At 62.9% G+C, this 4,134-nt stretch carries 3 protein-coding genes; 1 reads left to right on the top strand and 2 read right to left on the bottom strand.

What is annotated here, in order from left to right; genetic code table 11:
• A partial coding sequence (ccmB, locus tag EOA86_RS24940; RefSeq protein ID WP_128344109.1) for a heme exporter protein CcmB occupies positions 1-468 on the bottom strand: 468 nt, incomplete at its 3' end.
• Positions 469-520: 52 nt separating this feature from the next.
• Positions 521-1,129: a heme ABC exporter ATP-binding protein CcmA gene (gene ccmA, locus EOA86_RS24935; protein ID WP_128344107.1), complete on the bottom strand. Its 609-nt coding sequence runs from the start codon at positions 1,127-1,129 to the stop codon at positions 521-523.
• Positions 1,130-1,414: 285 nt separating this feature from the next.
• On the opposite strand from ccmA, the gene acnA reads away from it, so the two are divergent.
• Complete coding sequence (acnA, locus tag EOA86_RS24930; RefSeq protein WP_128344106.1) at positions 1,415-4,105, top strand: aconitate hydratase AcnA; 2,691 nt, start codon at positions 1,415-1,417, stop codon at positions 4,103-4,105.
• Positions 4,106-4,134 lie beyond the last annotated feature (29 nt).

The following is a 4,134-nucleotide window of genomic DNA, read 5'->3' as shown; positions in this document are numbered from 1 at the left end:
GCGCGGCAGCGCCACCGCCACCGCCGCTCCGGCAGCGCCGATGAAGGTGATCGCCGGCGTGCCGACCAGAAGGGTCAGCGCCGTGGCGCCGATGCCGATCGGCTCCATATTCATGAACAGGCCGAGCAAGGGTGCCGCGATGACCAGCGGCAGCACGCTTCCCGCCCAATGCGCCAGGCATTTCGTCAGCACGGTCAGCGCCAGCATCTGCCGGTCGTTGCCGAGCACCAGCAGATCGAGGGAGCCGTCTTCCCGGTCGGCCTGGAACAATCGGTCGAGACCGAGCAGGCAAGCGAGCAAGGCGCCGATCCACAGGATCGCCGGGCCGATGCGGGCGAGCAGATTGAGATCCGGTCCGACACCGAAGGGGATCGTCGCGATCACCGCGAGAAAGAAGATCACGCCGGTCAGCGCCCCGCCGCCGGCCCGGATACTCAGGCGGATATCGCGCAGGAAGAGGGCTAGCATGGTGTGAGACGCCCTTGCCCAGGGCAGAGGGGGGCGCGAAGGAATGCCGACATTACCCAGTTTCCCCCATCACCAGCGCTTGTGCCCCCTCGAGCCCCAGTGGCAAATGCGTTGCCGCAATGATGATCCCGCCCTCTCCGCGATGCTGCGTCATCAATCGGGCGAATCGCTCTTCCGAAGCCTTGTCCAGCCCGGCCGTCGGTTCATCAAGCAGCCACAGCGGTCGCCGGCTGACCAGCAATTTTGCGATCGCCGCGCGGCGGCGTTGCCCGGTGGAGAGATAGCCGAACGGCAGATGGCCGATACCATCAAGCCCGACCATTTCCAGCGCCGCTTCAGCGCTCAAAAAATCCGCGCCCGAAAAATCGCGCCAGAAGCGCAGATTTTCAGTCACGCTCAACGCCGTTTTCATCGCGTTCTGGTGACCGAGATAGTGGCAGGCCGAGGCGACCGAGGGGAAATCCTCGCCGCCACCTTCGATAAGCAAACGGCCTGTCGCCACCGGCAGCAGCCCTGCGACCACCCTGAGCAGTGTCGATTTCCCCGCGCCGTTCGGCCCGGTGACGATCAGCGCCTGGCCTTTCTCAAGGGCAAAGTTAATGCCGGAAAAAACCGCCTCGCCGCCGCGTTCGCCGTCCAGATTTTCGGCGATCAGCCGCATTCCTTGCCCGTCCCGAGAACACCGCGTCACGGCAGCTGCCGCATCGCACAAAATAGCCTTTCGACTGTCTAGAACTATTCCAGGAAATTCTCTATATCCGGGTCATCCGTGCCAGCGGTCGGCACGGGAAGCGAATTAGCGCCGAACCAGCGCACGCGCCGCCTTGAACGGCTCGGGTTGGCTGGGAACGGACAGCGGAAATGGCCGTACCCGCACCTTTGCGCGTGATTGCATGCCATCGGCGTCCGTTCCCTTTCAGGCTGAACAGACAAGGACGGATCGCACGTGTCAAAATCCCTCGATAGTTTCAATTGCCGCCGCACGCTGACCGCAGGCGGAACCGACTATGTTTATTACGACCTTGTCGAGGCCGAGAAGAACGGCCTCACCGGCATCGCCCAGTTGCCCTATTCGATGAAGGTGCTGCTAGAGAACCTGCTGCGTAACGAGGACGGCCGTTCCGTCACCAAGGAGAGCATCCAGGCGGTCGCCGGCTGGCTGACCGACAGGGGAACCGCGGGCGTCGAGATTGCCTATCGGCCGGCCCGTGTGCTGATGCAGGATTTCACCGGCGTTCCGGCCGTGGTCGACCTGGCCGCCATGCGCGATGCCATGGCCTCGCTTGGCGGCGACCCGCAAAAGATCAATCCGCTGGTGCCGGTCGACCTGGTCATCGACCACTCGGTCATCGTCGATGAGTTCGGCACGCCGCTGGCTTTCGCCCGCAATGTCGAGCTCGAGTACGAGCGCAACGAAGAACGCTACAAATTCCTGAAATGGGGCCAGCAGGCCTTCCGCAATTTCCGCGTCGTGCCGCCTGGCACCGGCATCTGCCATCAGGTCAATCTCGAATATCTCGGCCAGGTCGTGTGGACCAACACTGAAAGCGGCGAAACCACCGCCTATCCCGACACCTGCGTCGGCACCGATTCGCACACCACCATGATCAACGGCCTTGGCGTGCTCGGCTGGGGCGTCGGCGGCATCGAGGCAGAGGCCGCCATGCTCGGCCAGCCCGTCTCCATGCTGTTGCCCGAAGTTATCGGCTTCCGCCTCACCGGCAGACTGAGGGAAGGCGTCACCGCCACCGACCTCGTGCTCACCGTCACCCAGATGCTGCGCAAGAAGGGCGTCGTCGGCAAATTTGTCGAGTTCTTCGGTCCGGGTCTGTCCAACATGACGCTGGCCGACCGCGCTACAATCGGCAATATGGCGCCCGAATATGGCGCCACCTGCGGCTTCTTCCCGGTTGATGGCGAAACCATCCGCTACCTCACCATGTCCGGCCGCGAGGAAAACCGCATCGCGCTGGTCGAGGCATACGCCAAGGCGCAAGGCATGTGGCGCGATACCGGCTCGGCCGACCCGGTCTTCACCGACCTGCTCGAGCTCGATCTCGGCAGTGTCGTGCCGTCGATGGCCGGCCCCAAGCGTCCGGAAGGTCGCGTAGCACTTGAAGGCATTCCGGACGGCTTTGCCAAGGCGATGGAGACCGAATACAAGAAAGCCGCCGAAATCGACAAGCGCTATGCCGTCGAAGGCACCAACTATGATCTCGGCCATGGCGATGTCGTGATCGCCGCCATCACCTCCTGCACCAACACCTCGAACCCGAGCGTGCTGATCGGCGCCGGGCTTTTGGCGCGCAACGCAAACCGGCTCGGGCTCAAACAGAAGCCGTGGGTCAAGACATCGCTGGCGCCGGGCAGCCAGGTCGTAGCCGAATATCTGGAGAAATCCGGCCTGCAGAAGGAACTCGACCAGATCGGCTTCAACCTGGTCGGCTTCGGCTGCACCACCTGCATCGGCAATTCCGGCCCGTTGCCGGCGCCGATCTCCAAGACCATCAACGATAAAGGTTTGATTGCTGCCGCGGTGCTTTCCGGCAACCGCAATTTCGAAGGCCGCGTCTCGCCCGACGTGCAGGCGAACTACCTCGCTTCGCCGCCGCTGGTCGTCGCCCACGCGCTGGCCGGGACCGTGACCAAGGATCTGACCACCGAACCGCTCGGCGAGGACCGTGACGGCAACCCGGTCTACCTCCGGGACATCTGGCCGAGCTCGGTCGAGATCCAGGAGTTCATCGAGAAGAACGTGACGCGCGAACTGTTCGCCCGCAAATATGCCGACGTCTTCAAGGGCGACGAATACTGGCAGAACGTCAAGGCGCCGGAAGGCCAGACCTACGCCTGGGACGACCATTCGACCTATGTGCAGAACCCGCCTTATTTTGCCGGGATGACATCAGGCTTCGGGACAATCGGCGACATCAAGGGCGCCCGGGTGCTCGGCCTGTTCGGCGACAAGATCACCACCGACCATATCTCGCCGGCCGGCTCGATCAAGGCGGCCTCGCCGGCCGGCAAATACTTAACCGACCATGGCGTCGGCGTTGCCGACTTCAATCAATACGGCACACGGCGCGGCAATCACGAGGTGATGATGCGCGGCACTTTCGCCAACATCCGCATCCGCAACCACATGCTGGGCGAGAACGGCCGCGAGGGCGGCTACACCATCCACTATCCGTCGAAGGAAGAGAAATCGATTTACGACGCCGCAATGGAGTACAAGAAGGAAGGCGTGCCGCTGGTCATCTTCGCCGGTGTCGAATACGGCAACGGCTCGTCGCGCGACTGGGCGGCCAAGGGCACCAACCTCCTGGGCGTTCGCGCCGTCATCGCTCAGTCGTTCGAGCGCATCCACCGCTCGAACCTGGTCGGCATGGGCGTCATCCCCTTCGTCTTCGAGGAGGGCACCTCATGGGCGTCGCTCAACCTCAAGGGCGACGAACTGGTCGAGATCGACGGACTGAGCGCCATCAAGCCGCGCCAGAAGATGGTCGCGAAGATCACCTATGGCGACGGCAGGCTGAAGAACATTCCGATCATCTGCCGTATCGATACACTGGACGAGCTCGACTACTTCAAGAACGGCGGCATCCTGCAATATGTGCTGCGCGATCTGGCGGCATAGGAAATTAGGGGAGTAAGGGAGTAGGGAAG

The organism is Mesorhizobium sp. M5C.F.Ca.IN.020.32.2.1 (assembly GCF_004023105.1).
GTDB classification, from domain to species: Bacteria; Pseudomonadota; Alphaproteobacteria; order Rhizobiales; family Rhizobiaceae; genus Mesorhizobium; species Mesorhizobium wenxiniae.
This window is presented reverse-complemented; position numbering and strand designations above follow the sequence as displayed.

Bases quoted from the DNA above. Each gene is read 5' to 3' on its own strand.
- ccmA (WP_128344107.1), bottom strand. From the start codon at position 1,129: ATGCGGCTGATCGCCGAAAATCTGGACGGCGAACGCGGCGGCGAGGCG.